The sequence below is a fragment of the Acinetobacter sp. YK3 genome, assembly GCF_001729365.1.
Lineage (GTDB): Bacteria > Pseudomonadota > Gammaproteobacteria > Pseudomonadales > Moraxellaceae > Acinetobacter > Acinetobacter vivianii.
In genome coordinates this window covers 18,465-41,321 of the sequence record NZ_LZPJ01000092.1, presented here as the reverse complement: position 1 = coordinate 41,321, position 22,857 = coordinate 18,465, and the positions used below count along the sequence as shown (strand labels likewise).

The 22,857-nt window shown below is 42.6% G+C and carries 25 protein-coding genes; 21 read left to right on the top strand and 4 right to left on the bottom strand.

Translation table 11 applies throughout. The features are described 5' to 3' along the window. Positions 1-101 precede the first annotated feature (101 nt). The 21 genes from A9Z07_RS10595 to madM all read left to right on the top strand — a co-directional run bounded on the left by A9Z07_RS10595 (position 102) and on the right by madM (position 19,557). The gene (locus tag A9Z07_RS10595; RefSeq protein WP_069578506.1) at positions 102-605 is read left to right on the top strand and encodes a GspH/FimT family pseudopilin; all 504 of its coding nucleotides are present in this window, start codon (positions 102-104) and stop codon (positions 603-605) included. Further along, positions 602-1,087 carry a type IV pilus modification protein PilV gene (gene pilV, locus A9Z07_RS10590; RefSeq protein ID WP_005259948.1) on the top strand — a complete coding sequence of 162 codons (486 nt, stop codon included), beginning with the start codon at positions 602-604 and terminating at the stop codon, positions 1,085-1,087. The genes A9Z07_RS10595 and pilV overlap by 4 nt, the downstream gene beginning before the upstream one ends. Position 1,088: 1 nt before the next feature. Continuing rightward, positions 1,089-2,117, top strand: a complete 1,029-nt coding sequence (locus tag A9Z07_RS10585) for a PilW family protein (protein WP_069578504.1) — start codon at positions 1,089-1,091, stop codon at positions 2,115-2,117. Continuing rightward, positions 2,114-2,845: a PilX N-terminal domain-containing pilus assembly protein gene (locus tag A9Z07_RS10580; protein WP_069578502.1), complete on the top strand. Its 732-nt coding sequence runs from the start codon at positions 2,114-2,116 to the stop codon at positions 2,843-2,845. Before A9Z07_RS10585 ends, A9Z07_RS10580 begins: the two co-directional genes overlap by 4 nt. Positions 2,846-2,857: 12 nt before the next feature. Further along, complete coding sequence (locus A9Z07_RS10575) at positions 2,858-7,366, top strand: pilus assembly protein PilY (protein WP_069578500.1); 4,509 nt, start codon at positions 2,858-2,860, stop codon at positions 7,364-7,366. A gap of 109 nt (positions 7,367-7,475) precedes the next feature. Then, positions 7,476-7,910 (top strand): type IV pilin protein, encoded by a 435-nt coding sequence (locus tag A9Z07_RS10570; RefSeq protein WP_264754285.1) that lies wholly within the window; start codon positions 7,476-7,478, stop codon positions 7,908-7,910. Positions 7,911-8,073: 163 nt separating this feature from the next. Then, positions 8,074-8,331 carry a 30S ribosomal protein S16 gene (rpsP, locus tag A9Z07_RS10565; protein ID WP_004776006.1) on the top strand — a complete coding sequence of 86 codons (258 nt, stop codon included), beginning with the start codon at positions 8,074-8,076 and terminating at the stop codon, positions 8,329-8,331. A 16-nt stretch (positions 8,332-8,347) separates the two neighbouring features. Beyond that, the gene (rimM, locus tag A9Z07_RS10560; RefSeq protein WP_004776004.1) at positions 8,348-8,896 is read left to right on the top strand and encodes a ribosome maturation factor RimM; all 549 of its coding nucleotides are present in this window, start codon (positions 8,348-8,350) and stop codon (positions 8,894-8,896) included. 45 nt (positions 8,897-8,941) lie between these two features. Next, the gene (gene trmD, locus A9Z07_RS10555) at positions 8,942-9,682 is read left to right on the top strand and encodes a tRNA (guanosine(37)-N1)-methyltransferase TrmD (protein ID WP_005259937.1); all 741 of its coding nucleotides are present in this window, start codon (positions 8,942-8,944) and stop codon (positions 9,680-9,682) included. 192 nt (positions 9,683-9,874) lie between these two features. Continuing rightward, the gene (gene rplS, locus A9Z07_RS10550) at positions 9,875-10,246 is read left to right on the top strand and encodes a 50S ribosomal protein L19 (protein ID WP_004657502.1); all 372 of its coding nucleotides are present in this window, start codon (positions 9,875-9,877) and stop codon (positions 10,244-10,246) included. A 138-nt stretch (positions 10,247-10,384) separates the two neighbouring features. Then, a complete protein-coding gene (gene truB, locus A9Z07_RS10545) occupies positions 10,385-11,278 on the top strand; it encodes a tRNA pseudouridine(55) synthase TruB (RefSeq protein WP_069578488.1) in 894 nt (297 codons plus the stop codon). A gap of 12 nt (positions 11,279-11,290) precedes the next feature. After that, entirely contained in the window at positions 11,291-12,064 is a 774-nt protein-coding gene (locus A9Z07_RS10540; protein ID WP_062846586.1) for a sulfite exporter TauE/SafE family protein, read from the top strand. 159 nt (positions 12,065-12,223) lie between these two features. Further along, a complete protein-coding gene (gene mdcA / locus A9Z07_RS10535; RefSeq protein ID WP_069578482.1) occupies positions 12,224-13,903 on the top strand; it encodes a malonate decarboxylase subunit alpha in 1,680 nt (559 codons plus the stop codon). Continuing rightward, the gene (locus A9Z07_RS10530; protein WP_069578480.1) at positions 13,903-14,787 is read left to right on the top strand and encodes a triphosphoribosyl-dephospho-CoA synthase; all 885 of its coding nucleotides are present in this window, start codon (positions 13,903-13,905) and stop codon (positions 14,785-14,787) included. Before mdcA ends, A9Z07_RS10530 begins: the two co-directional genes overlap by 1 nt. A gap of 2 nt (positions 14,788-14,789) precedes the next feature. Beyond that, positions 14,790-15,089: a malonate decarboxylase subunit delta gene (locus tag A9Z07_RS10525; RefSeq protein WP_032811244.1), complete on the top strand. Its 300-nt coding sequence runs from the start codon at positions 14,790-14,792 to the stop codon at positions 15,087-15,089. Then, on the top strand, positions 15,082-15,933 hold the full coding sequence (locus tag A9Z07_RS10520; protein ID WP_069578473.1) for a biotin-independent malonate decarboxylase subunit beta: 852 nt from the start codon (positions 15,082-15,084) through the stop codon (positions 15,931-15,933). The genes A9Z07_RS10525 and A9Z07_RS10520 overlap by 8 nt, the downstream gene beginning before the upstream one ends. Further along, the gene (gene mdcE / locus A9Z07_RS10515) at positions 15,930-16,757 is read left to right on the top strand and encodes a biotin-independent malonate decarboxylase subunit gamma (protein WP_069578469.1); all 828 of its coding nucleotides are present in this window, start codon (positions 15,930-15,932) and stop codon (positions 16,755-16,757) included. The genes A9Z07_RS10520 and mdcE overlap by 4 nt, the downstream gene beginning before the upstream one ends. Continuing rightward, positions 16,748-17,356: a malonate decarboxylase holo-ACP synthase gene (locus A9Z07_RS10510; RefSeq protein ID WP_139126638.1), complete on the top strand. Its 609-nt coding sequence runs from the start codon at positions 16,748-16,750 to the stop codon at positions 17,354-17,356. Before mdcE ends, A9Z07_RS10510 begins: the two co-directional genes overlap by 10 nt. A 12-nt stretch (positions 17,357-17,368) precedes the next feature. Further along, positions 17,369-18,313: a malonate decarboxylase subunit epsilon gene (mdcH, locus tag A9Z07_RS10505; protein WP_069578466.1), complete on the top strand. Its 945-nt coding sequence runs from the start codon at positions 17,369-17,371 to the stop codon at positions 18,311-18,313. A 41-nt stretch (positions 18,314-18,354) separates the two neighbouring features. Then, complete coding sequence (gene madL, locus A9Z07_RS10500) at positions 18,355-18,756, top strand: malonate transporter subunit MadL (RefSeq protein ID WP_004657521.1); 402 nt, start codon at positions 18,355-18,357, stop codon at positions 18,754-18,756. A 39-nt stretch (positions 18,757-18,795) separates the two neighbouring features. Continuing rightward, positions 18,796-19,557: a malonate transporter subunit MadM gene (madM, locus tag A9Z07_RS10495; RefSeq protein WP_005259911.1), complete on the top strand. Its 762-nt coding sequence runs from the start codon at positions 18,796-18,798 to the stop codon at positions 19,555-19,557. Between the two features lie 54 nt (positions 19,558-19,611). On the opposite strand, the gene A9Z07_RS10490 is transcribed toward madM, so the two are convergent. The 4 genes from A9Z07_RS10490 to A9Z07_RS10475 are packed head-to-tail and all read right to left on the bottom strand — an operon-like array spanning position 19,612 to position 22,837. Beyond that, positions 19,612-20,529, bottom strand: a complete 918-nt coding sequence (locus A9Z07_RS10490; protein ID WP_069578463.1) for a LysR family transcriptional regulator — start codon at positions 20,527-20,529, stop codon at positions 19,612-19,614. A 36-nt stretch (positions 20,530-20,565) separates the two neighbouring features. Further along, positions 20,566-21,423 (bottom strand): EamA family transporter, encoded by an 858-nt coding sequence (locus tag A9Z07_RS10485; protein WP_069578551.1) that lies wholly within the window; start codon positions 21,421-21,423, stop codon positions 20,566-20,568. A 39-nt stretch (positions 21,424-21,462) separates the two neighbouring features. Continuing rightward, positions 21,463-21,933, bottom strand: a complete 471-nt coding sequence (locus tag A9Z07_RS10480; protein ID WP_069578461.1) for a GNAT family N-acetyltransferase — start codon at positions 21,931-21,933, stop codon at positions 21,463-21,465. A gap of 22 nt (positions 21,934-21,955) precedes the next feature. Next, entirely contained in the window at positions 21,956-22,837 is an 882-nt protein-coding gene (locus A9Z07_RS10475) for an EamA family transporter (protein WP_047430385.1), read from the bottom strand. Positions 22,838-22,857: the final 20 nt, after the last annotated feature.

The window sequence follows — 22,857 nt, the reverse complement described above, 5'->3', positions numbered from 1 at the left end:
AAAATAGTGCTTCTCTCATTTATATAATGAATTGATTTTACTTACTTAAAATACTTGAGAGCGCTGTTACAACAAAAAGATTTGTGCATATGGAGGACTATATGCAACAAGCCCATGACGACGCGGAGCATCGCGCTTTATCTTGTGCACAGGCCAAACCTTGCTCGGGATTTACGATGGTTGAACTGATCATCACCATCGCTGTTTTAGCAATTATCGCTTTAATGGCTGCACCTTCATTCGCCTCCATGTATAACCGCCAAAAGTTAGAGTCCTCCGTACGTGAACTGACGATGAAGGTTTCAGAAGCAAGAAGCCAAGCAGTTCTACTCCGTCAAAGCACTGGTATATGTCTGGCTTCTTTATCAATCGATGATTGTGCAACTGCAATTTCGATTCCCAAAACTGAAACACAACGAATTTTTATTGCCCGTTTAGAAAATGGCGTGTCTCAAACAAATGCCTCAGCCACAAGTCTCAGTTTTAGAACCAATGGCAGCATTGCTGCACAAAAAGACTTTATGTTGGAGCGACAAGGCCTTTCTTATTGTGTTCGGGTCGGTGTCATTGGGGATACCATTATCACGGAAGGAACCTGCCCATGAATATAAAACAACAAGGGGTTGGACTGGTTGAAGTCTTGGTCGCGCTGGTTTTATTAGCGATCAGCGTATTGGGTTTTGCTGCTTTGCAGTTAAGGGCGGTGGACTCCAGTCTGGAAGCCAATAAGCAGGTGATAGCGCTGACCATTGCACGCGATCTGGCAGAGAAAATGCGTGCAAATCCACAGGCGACCCGAGCAGGGAAATATAAGGTTGCAGCAGTAGAGGTGCCGAAAATAGCAGTATCAAATGTAGCGGATAAACCTGAAAAGATTGCGCTACAGGATTTACAGAATGCTGCGCTACAAGCCAAAGATAGTGGGATGAATCTCGCTGTGGATCAATGTCCAACTGGAAATAACCGACAATGTATTTATGTCGCCTGGGACGAGACCAATCTGGCAGGAAATACTGGAATTGCTTCATGCATAAAAGATGGGGCTTACGTTTCAGGATCACATTGTCTGTTTCTGGAGGCTTATTAAAATGGGAAGAAGCCTTGCAGATTTTAAGCCATATACCAATAGTCAATCAGGCTTTACATTGATTGAGCTGATGATTTCACTGACTCTAGGTTTGTTGATTGTCGCTGCGGCAATTCAACTGTTTATTACTGGGATTACTAGCTATAAATTACAAAAAGCTATGGCACATATTCAGGACAATGCCAGTTTGGGCTTGAATTTTATTGTTGATGATATTCGTAAAGCCAATCTGAGTTCGCCTGTACCCGCCGTTAATGACCAGATTGGTTATGCGGGAATTTTGCTGACCTCAAACAATGTTGGTGAAAAGATTGATCTGAATTGTGCAGATTGCTTTGCCAATAATCAGCTCACCAGTTTTGGTAATGCCAATGTGACGGGCCTAACCAATGATCAATTACTCATCCGTTATCAAGCGCCACAAGGTGGATTGGACTGCTCAGGTAAGGATGTGAGTAGCGGGACATTTGTGGTGCAGCGCTATTATGTTGATTCCACGGTAAAAGATTCACGTAAGTCTTTACGCTGCCAAGCTGCACAATATAGTCAAGCTTCACTGGATGCCAAGACATCGACTGATCGTTTAAAACTTGCTTGGGAAGACAGTCAGGTCATTTTACCTAATGTTGATTTCTTTCAGGTACGTTTGGGTTATATGGATGGCGACCTCAATAGTGCAAATAGTACCTTGGCCTATGCCGATATTAAAAACTATATGGCCTTAAAGGCAACGTCAAAAAATATTGATGGAGTCACACAGGCTGTTCGGCCACATGTCCATGCCATTCAATTGGGGGTGCTGGTTCGTTCTGATGACAGAACAGGTAACCAGTCGATTATTAAAGAGCGGAACAAAGAGCCATTTCAAGTCTTGGGTACCCCAGTCAATCTGATATCTACCTATCAGGATAATTATTTGCGTCAGGTTGTGAATCAAACAATCTCTTTACGAAATGCAATGGGTTGGGTTTCGGAAGGTTGTGATAGCAGTAAAACCACAACCTGTACAAATGGGGGGGCTGGAACATGATTCAGGCTCAACGTGGTGCGACACTCATCGTTGTACTCATGATTTTATTAATGATTACGATTATTGGGACGCTGGCGATACGTCAAAGTGTGAGTTCATTAAAGCTGGTGAGTAATCATCAGATCCAGACTCTGTTGACCCAAAATGCGGATGCAGCATTGATGTATTTTCAAGATCCGAATACTCAACAAAATTTAGCCTCTGCAAATGGCATTGTGGGATTCTTTAAAAACGAAAATAACAAAGATGCAGAACTCGTATTTTGTTTTTCAGGAACGGATCCATTTGCATTAAGTAAAGCGGGTTATCGGCTAAATAGTCAGTCTTTTAATATTAATAGCTCTGGTGCGGGTGCATGTACAGAGACTTCAGCAAAAACTTCAAGTGGCCGTAAACAGGTTGTGACTCAGGTTTATATCAAAAGAGCCTTAACACCAACTTCACCTTTTGCAGACCTATCTCGTGGCACAGAGGTAACAGGGGCAAAAACTGAAAACAATATTCGCTTGCGTGTCTATGTTGTATCAGTAATGCAGGGATTATTAACAGCTGATGCTTTATTTAAAGCAGACAATGATCCTGACAAAGGTTGCCTGACGAAAAGCATAGACAATAATGGCGTCAATGCTGTTGCCGCCTGCCTAAAACAAAATACAGAAAAGCCAATATATAACATACAAGTCGCAGAATATCGTTTCTTGTCTGACTTTGAACCTACAGGTTCATAAGGGAGAAATGCCATGAATAATAAGAAGATGAAGAAACTCAACAGGTGTGAAGAACAACAAAAGAACAAAGTTAAAGGCTTGCTGTTGAGTTGTACGGTATTGTCTAGCCTTTTAATCCTTTCGTCGGTGACATCGGCCAGTGATATTGAAATTTATCAACCTGCAGCGGGTAATAAAAAACGATTAATGTTGATGGTAGATCAGTCTCGTAGTATGGGGGGAGCTGGTTTATTAGGGTTGGTTAAAGATTACCCGCTTTGTGTGGGAGGCGGTGTAACAAACATACTAGGAGACTTGAAATTAGGAGTAAATGTTGCAGGTAAAACGGATTTAATTGATATCACAAAAGAAGCAACTGATTTGGTAAATCAAGCTGTTTTAAAAGGACTGCTTGGAAATGGACAAGGACAGGGAATCTTGGACTCTATTGCTGAAATCAAAACTGAACAGCCAAATACAGCTTATCCATTTCCTCGGCAATCCTGTACGGTCGTGACGACAGATGCAACCATCAAGTTGTTAGATAACCTATTGAGCGGATTACTAGGAGTAAGTACGGGGTTATCAGCAGAGCAATATATTCGTGAAACCTGCGATCCACTTATTGATATTAGTGTTCTGAAACCGATTACGCATTCTTCAACAGTTGGTATTTATCGTTGCTATGATAAAACATCAAGAGTACGTATGGCATTGACTGATATTTTAAAAGGTAAAAAGGGTGAAGCTGGCCTGCCAGATATGGAGAAAATCCCTGATAGCACCATGGTCGGTTTATCGGTTTCACCTTATGATCACCAAGCAAATGATCGTGCGGGAGCGATTGTTTTTGAGCCAAAATTATTGAGTGATGTCTATTCTTATAATGGAAAAACACAATCCCATCGTGAGCATTTAATTGATTACATTGCCAGCGCCAATATGGATTCTAAAGGCGATTTTAATGTTGGTAGTCTGCTTTTTAAAGGATTACCTGAGTTAATCGGTGCGGTTCTAACGGATGTGCTAAATAAAGTTGCTGGAATTTTAACAAACCCTCTAGGAAGTGTAAGTTCACTATTAGAGTTTGAAAAAACTAATCAAAAACTCAACGATTTATTAAAAGTGTTGGGTTTAGGAGGAAATAGTCCGCTTGCGAGTACATATGCTGAAACAGGTGCATATTTACTGGGAAATACCACTAAGGGGACAGGTGCTAGACAAGAAGCCATGAGGTTAACCCCTGTAAAGCTATTAGGTCTTCCTTTACTCGGTTGGTATGACTATAAATGTACCGTTTGGGAGGCGGATAAGGCAACTTGTAAGAAAGATGGATGGACCTTTGTTGGTGGACGAGGCGTCAATACTTCCGAATATAAAGCGGTATCAACAGATTTAATTGATTCTCTGGTTGGAGGAGATGGGGTTGTTGGAGGCCTATTAAGTGGTGTTGTCGGTTCTCTGGTGAAAGTAGGAGGTAAGGAACTATATTATGCCTATACCATTGAAGCAGATGGACTATATAGTGGTTTTTCTGATAGTCAGAGAAATAGCTCTGTCATTCAATCAAATAACCCCAACTTTTATAAAAAGCCAACCACAGCGCCTCAATGTGATGCAAATGGTTTAATGGTTATCTCTGGAAATGTTCCAAATATTTCACCAACAGTAACAGATGTGCTGTTGCAGTCTCGGGCAGGAAAAGTTGATGGAACTGAACAATCAATTGAACGTTTAATGGGGCGTTCATTGGATTCTAAGCAAACATTATCAATTCAGTATAAAGATGGAGGAGATGCAACGCGAAGAGAATGGGGCTTTAAGTGTAAATCTACCGATTTAATTCAAACGAGAAAAGGTGATGGGGACTTTGCAACCTGGAAATGCATTGGGTCTTATGCCTCAGAAATTAGGGGATTATCTGAGAATAGTATTAAAACGGCTGTTATTGGTCTGGATCGTTCATTCCTACAACTTCCTGAATATATTGCTGGGCAGACTGATAGCAGTGATACAAAAGGTCTTAATCAAATTAAGACGACGACTGTAGCAAAAGATACATTATTAGGTGGTTTTTTACCGACAACAGTAAAAAACTTATTGGATACTTTAGCGATTGGCCCTCTAGGCAATGGGGTAAAAAGCCTTCTCAATAGCTTATTACCGCCAGATGAAGAAGACATCAAGAATATGGCACGTTGGGGGGTGATTGGTGGTGGGGGCTGGTATAACGCAGCCAATAGCCAGAATATTGCACAAAGTATTAAAGACTTTCACGATAATTTAGGTGTAACAGACGGTGATCCGATTGGTTTACAAACTATTCCTGAAGATCCACTTACGCCTTATCGTATGAGTAATGATGTTTATAAAAGTATGTTTGAACCAACTGAAAAAGCCAGTTGGATCGGTAACTTCAAAAAATACTATGTTGAAACAGACAATTCTGTGAATAAGCTGAAAGATGCCTGGGATATTTCAGCAAGCAGCTATGATGTTCAGGATTGGAATAAAGGTGGGTTGCTTGCCAAGCTTAAAAATCTGAAAAATAAAACTGATAATTCAGATCCGACCAAGCCGATTATTACAGAGCGTAAAGTATTGATTAATCGCGACTGCCAGCAAATTGATAATACTACAACGTATCAATTTACTGAGGTGGGCTCCTTAAAAACAATTAATAATAAGTATCTGGACGTTAAATGCGGATCTGGAACTACAGCCCGTTCAGATGATAAAGGTTATCTGCTCATGAATTTGCTGGGATATAACGCGGGTAATGCCGCAACCACAGCAGATCTGACTGAAGCAAATCGTACCAACTGGAAAGTGGGCATGAACCTGCATTCAACACCTGTTAAATTGACTCAAGAAGCTGTCTTTAATGCAGATAACAGTGTTAAAGAACGCAAGGATTATATGTTATTTGGCACCACACAAGGTTTGTTGCATGTCGTTGATGCCAAAACGGGTGAAGAAAGCTTTGCTTTTGTACCCAATGAAATGCTGGAAAATACCCAACAAAGCAAAGCATTTTTAGAAAAACCAGCTGGCGTAAAAGCAGATATGGCATACGGTATTGATGGTGCATGGACCATTTATAGCGAATATGCTTATGGGATGAAAGCAGTCAGTAGTGGCAGTGTCAGCAGTGAAATTGTCGCGACTGTTGGTGAGATCAAGAGCGATGGTAGAGTGGTCGCGAAAGGCAAACAAATTGCCTATGGTGGTTTACGTATGGGAGGACGTAGTTACTATGCATTAGATCTCAGCGATATCAGTCAACCTAAACTTAAATTCCACATTGATCCAGATCGCAATCGTATTATTAGTCTGCAAGCTGATGGAACCTATAAAACCACAACCAATACGGCTTTAGCTGCGATGGGGCAAAGCTGGTCTAAACCGACCATTACCAGCATCATGTATAAAGGTGCAGCAAAACGCGTCATGATTGTTGGTGGTGGCTATGATATGGAATATGAAAAAACTGCACCAGTGATTTCAAATGCAACCAAAGGACGTATGGTGTATATGTTCGATGCAGACAATGGTGACCTGATCTGGTATGCAGGCGGCGATAATCAAAGCACATCATGTGGTTCAGGTGATACCAATCATGGCATGAAAATGAAAGATTTATATAGTGTTGTGAGCCGTATCAATGCAGTAGACCGAGACGGAGATGGCGTGACTGATCATCTTTATTTTGGTGATTTGGGAGGTCAAGTCTGGCGGATCGATTTGAGTAAAGATTTCGGAACCAAAGATGGCGGATGTGGCAGTTACAGTATGCTGTTTAAAGATACTAATAGCCGTTTCTATGAAGCACCAAATTTTAGTGTATACGGTTATGAACAACCCCTTGCAGTAGTGAGTATTGCATCAGGGAATCGCAGCCTGCCATATAGCGATAAGAATTCAAGTAGCACTGTTTATAATCTTTTTGATCAGGATGTGGTTCGTCGTAATTTCTCCACTGCAAGTAGCAGTAATAGCACGCCAAAATTTTTAGCCACGGATCTTAAAGCAATGCTGACAGCAAGTGAACTAAAAGGCAAAAATCTGGTACAAGTGAAGGCCATGATTCCAAATGGCTGGTATGTACAGGCGAATAGTGTGGTTGGAAAAGAACTGGATGCTCAGGGCAATGAAACTGCTTTAACCAGTCAGACTGGAAGTAAGGTGCTGGGTGAAATGGTGGTGATGAATAAGAGCCTCTATGTCAGCGTCTATAATCCAAATACCACTGCAGGGAATGGTTGTAAAATTCAGGCCAATGGCGCAACTACAGTGCAACGTTATTGCTTACCTTTTGGTGTATGTGAACAAGATGTCAAAGATACCACGATGAGTTTTGGGGCTGGGCATGGAATTGTTGAGTCGATGGTGGGTGCAGGTATTGGACTGGGTGACAAAAATGGAATTACACGTCAGCTGCTCAATCCAAATGCCAAAGACAAAATCGGAAGTAGCAAATTATCTGCGAATACCATGCGTCGCCAACTGGTTCCACTGACTTGGTATGAACGTAATGAATAAAAGGAAGCGATACTATTATGTAGCCTTAAAAGGAAGGAGAGATGTGCACTCTCTTTCCTGCGACGAGCGTAAATTAATTAAAGCTACAGGCTTCACTTTGATTGAACTGATGATTACGGTGGCAATCATTGCGATTATCGCAGCAATCGCTATTCCGAGTTATCAGGTTTATATCCGCCGTGCAGAACTATCTACAGCCCAACAGGAAATGCTAAAGGTTGCAGAACTGCTGGAAAAGCATCGGGCGCGTAACTTTAGTTACGATGGTTTTGTACTAAAAGGCACATCTATAAATCAGGGGCCTTATTACTCGGTAGCGAGTGCAACCAATAACAGCCTGCTTTTACCTTTAGACGCAAGCAGTGGCAAGCAGAAATTTACCCTTACCTTAACTGTGAATGCTCAAACATGGTCTTTAAAAGCCGTGAGTCAAAGCCCGCGAAATTACTCATTACTTCTGACCAGTGCGGGCATTAAATGTAAGACCAAAACACCTGCAAATATTACAGCTCAAGATTGTGGATTAGACAAAGAAGACTGGTAAGCCAGCAGATTTTATCAATTAAATTCAAAGCTGTGGATAAGCCGAAAAATAATCTTTATTTCAAAGTCAATTTAACGTAGAATATCGCCCTCTATGAAAGGGGTTTGAAGTGTTGCCGATGGTCGGCGCAGGGATAATCCGTAAAAATTATAAGGTTGTTCTCATGGTTGTTATTCGTTTAGCGCGCGGTGGTGCAAAAAAACGTCCATTCTATCAAATCGTTGTAACTGATAGCCGTAACGCACGTGACGGTCGTTTCATCGAACGTATTGGTTTCTTTAACCCAACTGCACAAGGTAAAGCTGAAAAAGTTCGTTTAGACGCTGACCGTTTTGCTCACTGGGTTGCTCAAGGTGCTCAACCTTCAGAGCGCGTTGCTTCTTTAGCTGCTCAAGCTAAAAAAGCTGCAACTGCTGCGTAATAGTAGTAGGTAGCCCATGACATCGACACAGAATGTGCCAGAAGATCGTATTCAGATTGGACAGTTACGTTCAGCTTATGGATTGAATGGGTGGCTCTGGGTTTATTCAAATACTGAACCTATGAGTAATATGTTTGACTACCTTCCTTGGTACATTGAGACCAAGGCAGGTTGGCAAACAATAGATGTGAAACGTTGGAAACCACATGGCAAAGGCTTGGTTGTTGCATTAAAAGGCGTAAATGATCGCACTGGTGCAGAAAATCTGGTTGGCGCAAATATCTGGATTGCCAAATCTCAGCTTCCAAAAGCAGATGTAGACGAGTACTACTGGTCTGATCTTAAAGGTCTAACGGTGTTAGGTCTTGATGATGAAGAACAAGAAGTCAATCTCGGTCAAATCTATGAACTGTTTGAAACAGGTGCCAATGATGTCATGGTCGTTAAAGCGACTGCTGACAGTGTTGATGCTGAAGAGCGAATGATTCCGTGGCATAAAGATGTGGTACAACGCGTTGATCTTGAAGCTGGTCGTATTTACGTCAACTGGGGCGTAGACTACTAATCCTTTTAGGGAAAGTAGCGCAGCAGGAAAATAGAGGAGTCTGCGGTGTTTTTTGCAGTCATCACATTGTTTCCTGAAATGTTTGAAGCGATTACAGCGTACGGGATTAGCGGACGTGCAGCAAAGCGTGACATCGTGCAAGTGACTTGCATTAACCCACGAGATTTTGCTGAGGGCAATTACAAACGGGTGGACGAACGTCCTTTCGGTGGCGGCCCAGGTATGGTGATGATGGCTGAGCCTTTGGCAAAAGCAATTAATCATGCCAAACAACTTGCTTCACAAGCAGGCTGTGTTCATGCCCCAGTGGTGTATATGTCACCGCAAGGCAAAACCTTGAATGAGCAGGCAGTACAACAATTCGTTGATTATGATGGTTTGATTGTATTGTGTGGGCGTTATGAGGGCGTCGATGAGCGTTTAATCCAGCATTATGTTGATCAAGAATGGTCAATCGGGGATTACGTTTTATCGGGTGGTGAACTTCCTGCCATGGTGTTGCTCGATAGTATTATTCGCCGTTTGCCCAATGTCATGACTGACGAGCAATCTGCGATACAAGATTCTTTTGTAGATGGTCTTCTTGATTGTCCACAATATACAAAACCTGACCATTTCGAAGGGTTAGATGTGCCTGAGGTACTTAAATCAGGACATCATGCCAATATTGAGAAGTGGCGTTTTTTGCAGCGTTATCAACGAACTTTAGATCGTCGACCTGAACTGGTTGAAAAAGTAGAGTTGAGCAAACAGCAAATTAAATGGTTAAAAAATTCGAAAGGTTAAACTGATATCAGTTGATCTTCGCACCCAACGAGAAGCTTTGCTTCGAGTTCTACTTAAACTTGGTTTAAGTTAAAAATAGGCTCTTTAGGACGTTTGTCTTAAGGGGAAAGTTAAACGGGAAATATGCGCTTTAGCCTCTATTCCCAGCGGCGTCAGAGACCTCTTCTCTCCCGCACATATTGGAGATTCCACATGAGTGGTAAACATCCTTTAGTTCAAGCTGTTGAAAATGCACAGTTAAAATCAGACATCCCTGCTTTTGCACCGGGCGATACAGTTATCGTTCAAGTTAAAGTAAAAGAGGGTGACCGTGAGCGTCTTCAAGCATTTGAAGGTGTTGTAATCGCGAAGAAAAACCGTGGTTTAAACTCTGCTTTCACAGTTCGTAAAATCTCTAGCGGTGTTGGTGTTGAGCGTGTTTTCCAAACTCACTCTCCAATCGTTGCTAAGATCGAAGTGAAACGTCGTGGTGACGTTCGTCGTGCTAAACTTTACTACCTACGCGAGTTGTCTGGTAAAGCTGCACGTATTCGTGAAAAGTTACCAGCTCGTAAACAAGGTTAATTTTAACTTTGTTGTAAAGCAAAAAAATGCGCCTTTGGCGCATTTTTTTATGTCTGTTTGTGCTTAAAAGCCAATCCTTTTCTAAATCCTCGACCTAGTTTTGCTAAAATAGGTCTTTATGCTTTGACTTTTCTTTTTATGAAAAAAAGTGCTTACCGCCATTTAAGCGGTGTTTTCCTATTAAATAAGCCTTTAGGTTTAAGTTCTAACTCAGCACTGCAAAAGGTGCGTCGTCTTTTTAATGCACAAAAGGCAGGGCATACAGGTGCGCTTGATCCATTGGCAACAGGACTATTGCCCATCTGTTTAGGTGAAGCGACCAAGTTTTCGCATTATTTACTCGATTCAACCAAACGCTATCAAACTACGGTCAAGTTAGGGCAAACCACGGCAACGGGTGATGTTGAAGGTGAAATTCTCCAGCAGAGAGAAGTACCAACTTTAACGGCAGAAAGTATTGAACAAGTGCTGGCGCAATTCAGAGGCGATATTCAGCAAGTACCACCGATGTATTCAGCATTGAAGCGTGAAGGCCGTCCATTATATGAATTGGCACGTAAAGGGATTGAGATTGAACGTGAAGCACGTCCAGTTACGATTTATGATTTAAGCTTAGTTGATTTTACCGAAGATAGCTTGACGCTAGATGTGACCTGTTCGAAAGGCACATATATTCGTGTATTGGGTGAAGATATTGGTGAAGCTTTGGGCTGTGGCGGGCATTTAACCCAGTTGCACCGTACCCAAACTGGGCATTTTGAAATTAATCCAAGTTATACCATCGAATATCTTGAAGGTCTGACTTTAGAACAACGGGATGCTTTATTGTTGCCTGTGTATGCACCTGTTGAGCATTTCCCGCGCGTGCAATTGCCAGAAGGCCGTGAAAAATATTTTGGCAATGGTCAGGAAAGTAATATTGATCATGAAGCTGCGCCTGAAGTATTGGTTTTCGATGGCGAACGTTGTCTAGGTCTGGCTGAAATCACAGATAAAAAACGTTTGGTACCAAAACGCTTGTTAAATCTATAAAAGGTATTATCCATGGAATGGGAACTGATTCTGACACTGGTGTTCTTTGCTTTTTGTGCAGGAACAATTGATGCTGCCGTAGGCGGAGGTGGGCTGATTCAGATTCCCGCATTGATGGGCGCTTTACCGCAGACAGCGCCAGCTACCTTATTTGGAACCAATAAGCTGGCATCCATTTTTGGGACAGGCTCTGCTGCATTTTCATTTGTACGTCGGGTGAAATTGCAGTGGTCGCTGTTGGGCGTGATTGCGCTGTTTGCCTTTATTAGCTCCTTTATTGGTGCAGCATGTGTATCATTGATTCCGACACATATCTTAAGACCGATTGTCTTGATTATGCTGATTGTGATTGCGATTTATACCTTCGCCAAAAAGCAGTTTGGGCAAGTCCATGTCGATCAACAGATCACGCCAAAGTTATTGGTACTGGCTGCAATAGGTAGTCTAGCCATTGGTTTCTATGATGGTATTTTTGGCCCGGGTACAGGCAGTTTCTTTATTTTCTTTTTTATTCGTTTTCTACAGGTCGATTTTTTACATGCTTCGGCATTGGCAAAGATTGGCAATTTAATGACCAATCTGGCGGCATTAAGCTTCTTCATTCCAACCGGTCATGTGCTGTTTGCATTAGGCTTGATGATGGCGGTTGCTAATATTGCAGGCTCATTATTGGGCGTACGCTTGGCTTTAAAATATGGCAGTGGTTTTATCCGTATTTTATTCCTGATTTTGGTAAGTATCTTGATTTGCCGATTGGGATATCAGATTCTGAGTGGAACATCGTAAATATTTTAATAAATAAAGGCTTAAACCCTTTGATATTACAGCGATTGCTGAAAATCATTAACTTCAGGTTAATAACCAGCGTTGTAGGTTGATTGATCAAAATTTCATAAAGCGCTTTTATAGATTCAGAATAAAACTGTGATCTATAGGTAAGTACACATGGAAGGCTCAGTTCAGAATAAAGAACGGTTATGGACAAAGCGGCGTCATGCTAAACAGCTAAAGCTGGATATGGCAAACCAATATACCGATGGTGTGGTCATTCCAACTCAAGACATTATTAAAGTCTTGGAAACATTGATTACACCGGGCGACAGAGTTGTACTCGAAGGCAATAATCAAAAACAGGCAGATTTCCTCTCGCGTTCTTTAGCGCAAACCAATCCAGATGTTTTGCATGATCTGCATATGATCATGCCAAGCGTTGGTCGTTCCGAACATCTCGATCTATTTGAAAAAGGCATTGCACGAAAACTGGACTTTTCTTTTGCTGGTCCCCAGAGTTTGCGCATTAGCCAGCTCATTGAAGATGGTTTATTGGAAGTCGGTGCGATTCATACTTATATCGAACTGTATTCGCGTTTGGTGGTCGATCTAATTCCAAATGTGGTGCTGTCGGCGGGCTTTATGGCAGACCGTCATGGCAATATCTATACAGGGCCAAGTACCGAAGATTCTCCAGCCCTTATTGAACCTGCGGCTTTTAGCGACGGCATTGTGATTGTTCAGGTGAATGAACTGGTCGATGATGTCTCTGAGTTACCACGTGTCGATATTCCTGCCTCTTGGGTTGATTATGTGGTTGTGGCAGATCAGCCATTTTACATCGAACCTTTATTTACTCGTGACCCAAAACACATTAAGCCTGTGCATGTGCTCATGGCCATGATGGCAATTCGCGGAATTTATGAAAAGCATAATGTGCAATCGTTAAATCATGGCATTGGTTTTAATACGGCAGCAATTGAACTGATTTTACCGACCTATGGTGAGTCTTTAGGTTTAAAAGGAAAAATTTGCCGAAATTGGACACTGAATCCGCATCCAACCTTAATTCCAGCAATTGAAACAGGTTGGGTTGAAAGCGTGCATTGTTTTGGTACCGAACTCGGTATGGAAAAATATGTTGCAGCTCGTCCCGATGTTTTCTTTACAGGCCGTGATGGTGCATTACGTTCCAACCGCATGATGTGTCAGCTGGCAGGTCAATACGCGGTTGATTTATTTATCGGTGCAACGTTGCAGGTTGATGGCATGGGCCATTCTTCGACTGTTACCAAAGGGCGTTTGGCGGGTTTCGGTGGTGCACCAAACATGGGGCATGATCCACGTGGACGTCGTCACGATACGCCAGCGTGGCTTGATATGCGTTTGCAAGGTGCCAATGAAACAGAAACCTATTTGGCACGTGGTAAAAAACTGGTAGTACAAATGGTGGAAACCTTCCAAGAGGGGGGGAAGCCGACTTTTGTAGAGCGTCTTGATGCGATTGATGTGGCTAAAACGGCAGGTCTACCTTTAGCCCCAATCATGATTTATGGCGATGATGTCACCCATCTACTGACCGAAGAAGGCATTGCTTATCTATATAAAGCAAGCAGCCAAGAAGAGCGTCAAGCCATGATTGCTGCGGTGGCAGGCGTGACCAGTATTGGTTTAAGCCAAGACCCTAAAACGACAGCGCGTTTAAGACGTGAAGGTCTGGTGGTATTTCCTGAGGATTTAGGCATTCGCCGCACCGATGCAACGCGTGAGCTGTTAGCTGCGAAAAATATTGCCGACTTGGTGACATGGTCAGATGGTCTATATCAACCCCCTGCAAAATTCAGGAGTTGGTAATGATGGCACAAGTTCAATATCAAACACTCAGTGATAGTCAGCTTCTGGCAGATATGGCGGTCGAGGCTCTGATTGATGAAGTGAATCTGACACCAAAACCAGCCTTGGTTGATCGCCGTGGTAGCGGTGCACATGATGACCTGACTTTGGAATTAATGGAGCGCTCTGCAAAAAGCTTAAAGCCGATGTTCGAGACGATGGCTCAAGCCGCAGTGCATCACGGAAAAGTTTGTTTAGCTTTGCGTGAAGACATTGGTGAAATTGGTCGCCAAGGTGAAAAAGTCATGATGTTGGCGACACATGGCGTCAATACACATCGCGGTGCAATTTGGGCCTTGGGTTTAATGGTGACGGCGGCAGCATTGGCACGGACCAATCAACAATATTTATCAGCTGTTGAGCTATGCCGTTTAGCAGGTCAGCTTGCCCAGTTTGAAGATCGTTTTATTCCTGAGCAAGCCTTGAGTCATGGTCAGCAGGTACAAAAGAAATTAGGCATCTTAGGCGCCAAAGAACAGGCTCAACAAGGTTTTCCAACGATTGTGAATTTTGGTTTAAAGCAGCTTTATCAAAGTCGCAATAAACCTATGAAAGAAGCGTTTGCTCGTCTAGATGCCTTGCTTGCCATGATGACTGATCTGACCGATACCTGCGTGCTTTATCGCTCGGGAATATCGGGTTTAAAGCGTATGCAACAAGGGGCACAGCAAGTACTGGATTTGGGCGGCAGCTCAAGCTTGGAAGGCCGACGTACTTTGCATCTTTTAGAGATTGATCTGCTTCGTATGAACGCTTCTGCCGGCGGTGCTGCAGATTTGTTGGCAGCAACCTTGTTTATAGATCGTGTTGAGCAGTCAACTTTAAAAAATAAAGAGGGATTTTGATGATGGAAACACTTCATTTTGAGTTTGTTGCGACAGAGCCACCTATAAAAAAAGCATTGGTAGGGTGTGTGGGCTCGGGTGATTTAGAAATTTTGATGGAACCTGGCGAGAAAGGGAAAGCTTCTATTCATGTCGTCACTTCGGTAGATGGTAGTGCGGCACGTTGGCACAATCTGTTTGAACGGATTTTTACTGCACAAACACCGCCAGCGGTCAAAATTGATATTCATGATTTTGGTGCAACCCCCGGCGTCGTTCGCTTACGTCTGGAACAAGCATTAGAGGAGATTGCGCATGACTGATATCGAGAGCTTGTTAAATAAACAGGATTTTATTGAACTCAGCGCAAGGGAACGTGCCAAAGCATTGTTAGATGAGGGCACATTCCGAGAGTTGCTTGATCCATTTGCATGCGTCATGTCACCTTGGTTGATTCGGCAGAATATTGTCCCGCAAGCCGATGATGGCGTGGTGATTGCAAAAGGTTCTATTCAAGAACAGCCAGTGGTTTTAATTTCAATTGAAGGCTTATTCCAAGGTGGAAGTTTGGGTGAAGTTGGTGGTGCCAAAATTGCGGGCGCTTTAGAGCTTGCGGTTGAAGATAATCTGAAAGGTATTCCTACTGCTGCAATTTTACTGTTAGAGACGGGTGGCGTTCGTTTACAAGAGGCAAATCTGGGTTTGGCTGCAATTGCTGAAATTCAGGCCGCAATTGTGAATTTACGTCAGTATCAACCCGTGATTGCTGTGGTTGCTGGGAGTGTCGGGTGCTTTGGTGGTATGTCAATTGCTGCTGGATTATGCAGTTATATTGTGATGACGCAAGAAGGCAGATTGGGGCTGAATGGCCCACAAGTGATTGAGCAGGAAGCAGGCATACAAGAATATAACGCCAAAGATCGTCCATTTATTTGGAGTATTACAGGTGGTAATCAGCGCTTCGCCAGTGGTTTGGCTGATGCTTATGTGGATGATGACCGCAATATAATCCGTCAACAAGTGATTGATTATTTGCAACAAGGTTTGCCTCATCAACATCGCAGTTCAAATTACGCATTTTATTTAGCGCAGCTACAACAAGTCGATACTGCCGAGCAAATTACTCCAGCACAGGTTCAGGCTTTGTATCAAGGAGAGCAAGCATGAATATCGCCGTTGATACATTAAAAGCATCTACTCGAGGTGCAGATTGGTTTAAGGCTTTTACGCAAGGTTTTAAGGTAGTTGAAGGCTTTCCTGCTTCTGTTTTGGTTGCAGATGGTCAGATCGGTCAACAAGTACTACGGGTAATTGCTGTTGTTCCAGATAGTAATAATCTGTTCCCGCGTGCAAGACAAGGTGAAGTTGGATTGCTGGAAGGTTGGAGTTTGGCAAAAGCTGTTGATGACGTGATTCAGGCCGATGCAAATGCTGAAACGAAACGTGGCATTTTATGTCTGGTGGATGTGCCTAGTCAGGCTTATGGACGTCGTGAAGAATTGCTGGGTATCCATCAAGCTTTAGCGGGTGCAGTAGATCGCTATGCCAGAGCCAGATTAGCAGGACATCCTATTGTCAGTTTATTGGTTGGAAAGTCGATGTCGGGGGCTTTCTTGGCGCATGGTTACCAAGCCAATCGTATTATTGCCTTAAAAGATTCAGGTGTTATGGTGCATGCAATGGGCAAAGAATCTGCTGCACGCGTTACTCTGCGGTCGGTTGATGAGTTAGAGCAATTAGCATCAAGCATTCCACCAATGGCTTATGACATTGAAAGTTATGCAACGCTTGGTTTGTTGTCTGAACTTTTATCGGTTGAGAATCCAGAGCAACCAACAGTGAATGATCTTTCATTGGCAAAGCTGGCTGTAGAACAAGCATTTAAAGAGATTCATGCTGAGCCGTCCAGAGGGCTGGAACAAAGACTTCACGAACAAAATCGTCAGATGTCTAAACAGGTGCGTGAATTATTGCGTGAGCAATGGTCATGAAACTTGAGCTCGAAGCCCATGATTTACTGTGGGGCATGACGGTCAGTTGTTTGGCTGATGATGCTCCGCTTTGGGTAAAGGAGGTTTTGTTACGAGGCGATCCTGTTGTCGTTAGACGGGCAATGACCTCTGTAGATCAGGTGGCGGTGGGTGTAAGAGGGCAATTTCGTCATCAACGATATGCAACGCAAATGCCACGATCTGCCATTAGTAGACAGCTTAAACCCGAAGCACTGACTCAAGTAAATATTAGTCACTTTAAACACTTGGCAGAACGTTTACAGAGCATTTCCAACATCATGAAAAGTTTTTCAGGGTATTGGGGATATACAGGAAGTTTCGGTTTTGAACTGGCAACAGGTATTGAAACCATCACCCAGCACAGCGATATCGATTTGTTGATTCGAGCGGAACAGCCTTTTGCCAAAAAGCAGGCAATTGCGTTACTCGAAGATTTTCAGCAAGCTGGGCTGAATGTAGATATACAGCTACAACTGCCACAAGGTGGTCTGGCGTTAAAAGAGTGGGCTGGGAATCGTGGAAAAGTTTTATTGAAGCGTCCTAATGGTGCTGTTTTAGTAGAAAACCCATGGAATTAGGGAGTAGATATCATGGCTTCGATTTGGGTGTATCCAGGACAGGGAGTGCAAAGAAGCAATATGCTACACGACCTGCCACAAACGGCTCTGGTTAAAGAATACCTTGAGCGTGCATCGGATGCACTTAAAGAAGATGTCTTGTTTTTGGACAGCTCGGCTGCATTGCAATCGACACGTTCAGTACAGCTATGTTTACTGATTTCAGGTGTAGTGAGTTCAGCCCTATTAACTGCTGAAAAATTAATGCCTGATTATGTCGCGGGTCTATCGATTGGTGCTTGGTCGGCAGCAGTTGTAGCAGGCGTTTTAGCCTATGAAGATGCTGTTCGTTTGGTTGCCTATCGTGGTGAACTTATGCAAGACGCTTATCCAGCAGGATATGGCATGACCGCATTAATAGGTACAGATCGCACATCTGTTGAGAAGTGGGTGAAACAAGTTTATGAAATAACGCCACAGGTTTTTGTCGCCAATATTAATGCACATAACCAGATTGTTATTTCAGGTCGCTTTGAAGTCATGAACCAAGTTGCAGTTTTGGCGAAGCAACAAGGCGTAGTGGCAAAAAAATTAGATGTATCGGTGCCATCGCACTGTGAATTATTAAGTCAGCAAGCTGAGCAGCTTGCAGCGTCTATGGAGGGAGTGACTTTAAAGCAGCCTAAAATACGTTATTTAAGTGGTACAACGGCGCGTACACTTGGCAGGCCAGAACAGATTGGTGATGACTTGGCTTTTAATATGAGTCGCACTGTAGATTGGGAAAGCACTATTCAGGCGGCATGGGAACGAGGTGTCAGATTACAGATTGAAGCTTTACCGGGAACGGTACTGACGACACTTGCACGTCGAACTTTTCAAGAAGGAACCGTATTGTCATTTCAGGGAACGCGCATAGATAGCATTCGAATGGCAATGCAAAAAGAACAGGAAAATCAGATTTCTATGGGAATATGATTTAAAAAATTTAAGTAATCCAAGGATATGAGGGATTTACAATGATTATATATGGAACAGCAATTTTAGCGATTTGTCATTTACTCGGTGATTATCTTGGCAATACCTTAGGTGTCCTTATTGGGGTAAAAGCCAATGTGGGTGGTGTTGCCATCTCTATGATTCTTTTGATTCTCGCTAAAGAATTATTAGCAAAAAAAGGTTATTTACCACAGGTGACACAGTTTGGAATCTTATATTGGTCCGGTATGTATATTCCAATCGTGGTGGCGATGTCGGCAGGGCAAAATGTAGTTGCAGCGTTATCTGGCGGTATGTTGGGACTGATCGTTTCTATTACTTCCCTGATTGGGACGGTGCTGGTTATTCGCCATTTAAATCGATTAAGTGGTGATTATGAAACCTATGAATGGACAATAGAAGGCACTGAAAAAGCAGCATAAATAATCCTCACGATAATGAATAACAAAAGGACTTAAACAATGGACGAGTTAATTACGGTATTTACAAAAAATGCTTTGGTGACTGCACTTGCGGTCACAGGTTTGATGATGTTTGTATCCCACCTGTTGTCAAAATATTTGACCAAAGGAAAACTGCAAAGTTCAGCAATCGCCATTACTTTAGGGCTTGTAGTGGCGTATTTTGCAGGCGTCTATACACAAGGTACAAAAGGGATTTCTGATATTGCTATTTTCTCTGGCTTTGCACTGTTGGGCGGTGCAATGATCCGTGATCTGGCAATTGCATCGACTGCATTTGAAGTGGATGTTAAAGAAGTCAAAAAAGCAGGAAAAATTGGCCTGATTGCACTCACGCTTGGCTGTATTGTTCCTTTTGTAATTGGTGTAATGGTTGCATGGGTTATGGGATATCGAGATCCGATTTCCATGACCACGATTGGCGCAGGCGCTATGACTTATATTGTGGGTCCAATCACAGGAACAGCCATTGGTGCAAGTTCCGATGTGATCGCGCTTTCTATTGCAATTGGCCTGATCAAATCGGTGTTCTTTATGGTTGGCACACCACTCCTTGCAAAATTCATGTATCTAAAAAGTCCACGCTCGGCCATGGTCTTTGGTGGTCTGGCTGGTACAACCAGTGGCACAGCCGCAGGATTGGCAGGTACAGATGTCAGGTTAGTTCCTTATGGTGCATTGGTGGCAACCTTTTATACAGGTCTAGGCTGTTTACTTGGCCCCTCTGTATTTTTTCTCACGGTAAATGCGATTTTTGGATAACTAATCAAGCATGAATATTTGCAACTTATTCATTTGTTATAAGTTGCTTATCATTCATTTCTGCACATGAGAAGCAAACATACGGCACTCTGCAATTAATGCCAGTAAATTGGGATCACGTTCCTTACTTTTCAGAAATACCAGCCCAATTTCCTGTTGCAGATGGTATTGCTGTTTTAAAGGAATGAGCTTAACCGAGCTTTCATATACCGCAGAAATACGACCGGGCAAAAGTGCAAAACCAACACCTGAGCTAACCATACTGATTAAAGTAAAAATATCATTGAGTTGTAAGGCGACTTTAGGCGAAAAACCAGCTTTTTTAAAAATGAAATCACTGTCATTATGGGTGGCAAAGCCCTGAGTTAAAGTCAAAAAGGTCTCTTCTTTGAGTAGACTGAGATCAATTTCCTCAAAATCAGCATATTTAGAGTCTTTATTTACCGCTAAAAAAATATCATCACAGAACATCGGCAAAATTTCAAAGTCATCATCTTGTGTTGTTTCATTGAGTGCCACAATAATGGCATCAAGTTCCGTCGTTTTAAGCTTTTTCACCAGATCCTGATTGGAACTAAGAAGTAATTGAATATCGAGTTCACTACGTCTTAATTTGAGTCCGCTAATCACATTGGGAATCGTTTTTACGGTTAAAGAATAAAGAGAACCTAAATGTAGAACTTTGGCTGCAAAGCCCGCAGCTTCTCTGGTTTTATTTACCGTAATAAAAATGTCCTGTATGATTTTTTGCGCACGTTCTTCAAATACATAAGCGCTCTTTAATGGAATTAAATTACGACCTTCATTTTTAAAAAGTGGACAACGTAGGGCACTTTCCAGCGAGTGTAAGGCTTTATGAACACTGACATTGCTGAGCTGCATTTCAGTTGCTGTTTTGGAAAGATTTCCACAGCGCATAAAAGCGAGGAAGATTTGTATTTTTTTAAGGGTGAGTTCTTCATCAATTTCCATATCAATCTCCAATTCCTAATGACTTTCCTTAAAAAATTAAGTCTTCCCTCCGCGCAACGTGACACCAATCGACGCGACCATAATACAAGCCAAAGCCACCCATTGAATCAGGCTAATTCGTTCATGTAACAATACCAGACCTGCTAAAGCTGCAAGTGCAGGCGCAAGGCTGGAAAGCGTCCCATAACTGAGTTTGCTGAGACGTTTCAGTGCCATTAAATCCAGTGCATAAGGTATCGCAGTTGCCAACAGGGCAATGACCAGTGCTTTGCCCCAATATTGCGTGTCCAGAAGTACAGGAGCATTATTCCATAGACCAAAAGGCAGTAAGGTCAGGGCGGATAAACCAATCGCAATGGTCAGCGCATGCATGCCGATATTTTGCTGTACCACACGATGTCCATAATAAATATACAGTGCCCAGAAGAAACCTGCACTCAATGCACACACCGCACCGATATAGGAAAAATGTTGCGCATTGGCATCATGCCAAGGCACCATTAAAGCAATACCTAAAATCGCAAATGCGACCCAAATATAGTCACTGCGCTGTTTAATCGAGAGCAGCGCCAAACCCAGCGGGCCAATAAATTCCAGACCTACAGCAATTCCTTGAGGAAGTTTGCCTAAAGAGGTATAGAACAGAATATTCATACAGCACAAGGCAGCGCTATAACACAGTAAATCACGCCATTTGAGTTCTTTTAATTTGGAAATGATTTTCCATGAGCGGAACATGACTGCAACCAGAATGGTGGCAAAACACAGTCTTAAAATCGTCACTGTGAGTGGATCGAGTGTGGCAATCAATTGCTTGGCGAATGAAGCACTGATTTGATAAGACAACATGGACAAAACCATGTACAACACAGCGACTAACTGGAGATTTTTCATGTTGGTAGCCACTTCATGCATAGGACGATGATAAGGTGTTTAGCCATGAGAATGTATTCCTTGTGAATAAAAAGAACACCATGCCTTTTTGGTTGTTTCATTAATATCGAGTTGAAATTCAAAAGCGACGTGATTCTCTCGAATGACGTTAAAGCCTAATCGTTTATGGAATTTTATAGATAAGGTATTATTTTTTAATGAGTGGCTGATTAAAGTTGTCGCCTGTTTAGCTTCAATAAATTGAATGAGTTGCGAAAGTAATGATGTAAATACCTTTCGTGTTCGGTACTTTGGATGAACAACTAAAATTGGAACAAACCAGGTCTGCTGTTCCATGTACTCAACAGTGAAGTAACCCAGTAATTGCTGATTATTTCGGTATTCGAATAGATAGCCTTGAGTTGAAGCCTGCATTAAAGAGGCCAGATAAGCTGACTGGTTGATGGGTTTACCAGCTTGCTCAGACAAGGTGTTTAAGGTCACCAACGTGAGTTCTAAATATTCTTCCATATGCACTTACTGAATACTCTGATTATCCAGCCTCTTTTTGCTGTCGAGCATGTTGTGTTGTAAAGGTACAGCCAATCGAAGCAATGATAATTGTACCCAAAGCAAGCCACTGATTCCAAAGTAACATTTCACCCAGAAAGATAAAGCCTGAGAGGGCAGCAACCGCGGGTTCCAGACTCATCAATGTACCAAAGCTAAGCGGAGTTAAACTGCGCAAGGCGATCATTTCTAAGGTAAAGGGTAAGGCACTGGCTAAAATCGCAAGACCAATAAAATAATATAAATTTGGCAGTTCAAAGACCCGATCGATTGCCCCTGAAAAGAGCGCAAAGGGCAGTAAGCAGAGCATACCAATCGACATGCCTAAGCAGACGGTGTGATTACCCGAGATGCCTGACGGTTTTTGCCCCGCAATAATATACAGTGCCCAACATGCACCCGCGCTCACAGCAAAGAATACCCCGACGAGATCCAGACCTTGTTGCGCTTGCTGTAATGGAAACAATAAGACCAGACCTAAAATGGCACAGCCGACCCAAATAAAATCGTATTTTTGGCGGGCATGATAGAGCGCCACACTTAAGGGGCCGATAAATTCAAAGGCAACAGCTAAACCTAGAGGTAAGCGTTCAAGCGATAAATAGAACAGGGCATTCATCCCTGCAAGGGCGACGCCATAAGTCAGAATGGCTTTCCAGCGAACCACTTTGAAATTAATGGTCCAGATCTTAAAAATAATGGCCAGAATGATTGCACCAAAAAACAGGCGCATGGCAGAGACGGTCAGCACAGGAAAGCTTTGAAACAGGACTTTGGCTAAAGAACCACTGCCTTGTACACATAACATGGCAATCATCAGGAGCAATAAAGCATGCAGAGGTGTTTTCAGTACAGGGTTCGACATCTTATTTTTTTTACATTCAG